The organism is Pseudonocardia pini, from assembly GCF_013870575.1.
GTDB classification, from domain to species: Bacteria; Actinomycetota; Actinomycetes; order Mycobacteriales; family Pseudonocardiaceae; genus Pseudonocardia; species Pseudonocardia pini.
Map to the genome: position 1 here is coordinate 1 of NZ_JACBXB010000771.1, position 2,613 is coordinate 2,613.

Below are 2,613 nucleotides of genomic sequence, written 5' to 3' on the forward strand. Positions count from 1 at the left end.
GCGTCGGGCAGGTGCACCACGCGGTGTGGCACGACGGCCGGGAGGTCGCCGTCAAGGTCCAGTACCCCGGCGCGGGCGACGCGCTCGACGCCGACCTGCGCACGCTGCAGCGCTTCGCCGGGCTCCTCGGCATGATCGCCCCCGCCCTCGACGCCCGCGCGGTCCTCACCGAGCTCCGCGCCCGGATGCTCGACGAGCTGGACTACCGCGCCGAGGCCGACCGCCAGCGGGTGTTCGCGGCAGGCCTGACCGGCGACGTGACGGCGGCCCGTGTGGTCGCCTCCGCGCCCACGGTGGTCGTGAGCGAGTGGCTCGACGGCGTGCCGTTGCGGGCTCTGCTGGGTGGGCCCGAAGGCGAAGCCCGCGGAGTCGGCCATGAGCCCGGAGCCGACGCCGGGGCGCGCGGTAGGGCGACCCGCGACCGGTACGCCCACGCCGTCGTCGAGACGGTGCTGTCGTCCCCCGCGCGGTTCGGGATGCTGCACGCCGACCCGCACCCCGGCAACGTCCTGGTGCTGCGGGACGGGCGGCTGGCCCTCGTCGACTTCGGTGCGGTGGCCGCGCTGCCCGGTGGTTTCCCGCCCGCCCTGGCCCGGGTCCTGAACCACCTCGCCGTGGGCGACGCCGCGGCCATGCTGTTCGAGCTGAAGGCGGAGGGGTTCGCGGGCCCGGGGGTCACCGCGGACGAGGTGCTCCGCTACGTCGGCGCGCTCGCGGACCCGCTGCGCTCCGAGCGTTTCCACCTGCACCGCGACTGGCTGCGCGAGCAGGGCGAACGGATGGTGGACCCGCGCGGGCGGGCGTTCTGGGAGACCGGGCGACGGCTGGCGCTGCCGCCCGAGCACCTCCTCGTCGTGCGCGTGCTGTCCGGATGGCTCAGCATCCTGGCCCAGCTGGACTGCACGGTCGGGTTACGCGGTCTCGCGCGCGAGTGGGTGCCCGGTTTCGAGCCCGCCGCGTGACAGTAGGGTCGCGGTGGGTGAGGGGGTCGGATGGCTGAGGAGAAGGGCGTTCCGCGCGGCGGGTTCGGCCGCTCGGCGCGGCTCGCCTCGCTGCCCCTGTCCTTCGCAGGCCGGGCCGTGGGCGGTTGGGGCCGCACCCTCGCGGGCGCGGACGCGGACGAGGTCGCCGCGGGCACCCTCGCGCGCAACGCCGAGCAGCTCTTCGCCGTGCTCGGCACGCTCAAGGGCGGCGCGATGAAGCTCGGCCAGGCGCTGTCGGTCTACGACGCGATGATCCCCACCGAGATCGCCGGTCCGTACCAGGAGGCACTGGCCAAGCTGCAGACGTCGAGCCCGCCGATGCCGGTCGCCGACGTCCACCGGATGCTCGCCCAGCAGCTCGGCAGCGGCTGGCGGGAGCGGTTCCGCGAGTTCGACGACGAGCCCCGCGCCGCCGCGAGCATCGGACAGGTGCACCGGGCCGTGTGGCGGGACGGGCGGGAGGTCGCCGTCAAGGTGCAGTACCCCGGCGCCGACGTCGCACTGGACTCCGACCTGCGCACCCTCGAACGCTTCTCCCGGCTCTTCGCCGCGATCTTCCCCGCCATCGACGCCCGTGCGCTGATCCGCGAGCTGCGCGAGCGGACGATGGAGGAGGTCGACTACCGCATCGAGGCGGACCGGCAACGCGCCTTCGCGGCCGGGTTCGCGGACCGGCCCGGGCTGCGGATCCCGCGCGTGGTGGCGTCGTCGCCGAAGGTGCTGGTCAGCGAGTGGCTCGACGGCGTGCCGCTGCGGGACATGCTCGGCGGGCGCGGCACGGAGGCGGACCGGGACCGGTTCGGCCACACGATCGTCGAGACCATGTTCGCCTCGCCCGCGCGGGTGGGCCTGCTGCACGCGGACCCGCATCCGGGCAACTTCCTGGTGCTCGCGGACGGCTCCGGCCTCGGCATGATCGACTTCGGGGCCGCGGCCTCGCTCCCCGACGGCATCCCGCCCGTGTTGGTCAGGATCCTGCGGCTGACGGCGGACCGGGACGCCGAGTCACTGGACGCGCTGCTGCGCGCGGAGGGCTTCCTGGCGCCGGACGTGCAGACCGCGGACGTGCTGCGGTGGGTCGGCGCGCTCGGCGACCCCCTGCGCGTGGAGCGGTTCCACTTCACCGAGGAGTGGATCGCGCGGCAGGGTGCGCGGGTGGTGAACCCGACCAACCGCGCGTACCGCGAGACGGGCCGCGCGCTGAGCTTCCCCCCGGAGTTCGCGCTGGTCATGCGAGTGCTGTCGGGCTGGATGAACATCCTGGCGCGCTTGGACTGCACCGTCGAGGCCCGCGCACTCGTCGAACGCTGGGTCCCCGGCTTCGTCCACTGACCGTGAGTGGCGATAGTCGCCATAGCGACTGTCGCCACTCACGACCGTCGGGTCAGGGTCCACCACACCACCGGCGCGATAGCCAGGATCCCCACGGCGATCGCGAGGGTGCCGCCGAAGGCCCAGCCCACGAACACCGCCAGCGCGACGATCTCGGTCCCCAGAGCCGACACCGACGTCGCCGTGGCGCGGGCGCGGCCGGACAGCCGCTCCTGCACGCGGGTGTCCGTGACCACCAGCGCGCACTGCTGCGTGAGGTCCTGTCCTTCGACGCCGACACCCCGGTGTTCGCCGCGCT

At 74.4% G+C, this 2,613-nt stretch carries 2 protein-coding genes and 1 pseudogene; 2 read left to right on the forward strand and 1 reads right to left on the reverse strand.

Annotated features, from left to right (window positions below; translation table 11 throughout):
* Together H5J29_RS28665 and H5J29_RS28670 are read left to right on the forward strand one after the other, a co-directional pair.
* Positions 1-962, forward strand: a 962-nt coding sequence (locus tag H5J29_RS28665) for an ABC1 kinase family protein (protein ID WP_181784101.1), incomplete at its 5' end; no start/stop codon positions are given.
* Between the two features lie 30 nt (positions 963-992).
* Positions 993-2,315 (forward strand): ABC1 kinase family protein, encoded by a 1,323-nt coding sequence (locus H5J29_RS28670; RefSeq protein WP_181784102.1) that lies wholly within the window; start codon positions 993-995, stop codon positions 2,313-2,315.
* 38 nt (positions 2,316-2,353) lie between these two features.
* Here the strand turns inward: H5J29_RS28670 and H5J29_RS28675 are convergent.
* Positions 2,354-2,613, reverse strand: a pseudogene (locus H5J29_RS28675) (hypothetical protein); the annotation flags it as partial.

What these genes read in the sequence shown, in the direction of transcription:
- H5J29_RS28670 (WP_181784102.1), top strand. Translation starts at nt 993, where the DNA reads ATGGCTGAGGAGAAGGGCGTTCCGCGCGGCGGGTTCGGCCGCTCGGCG.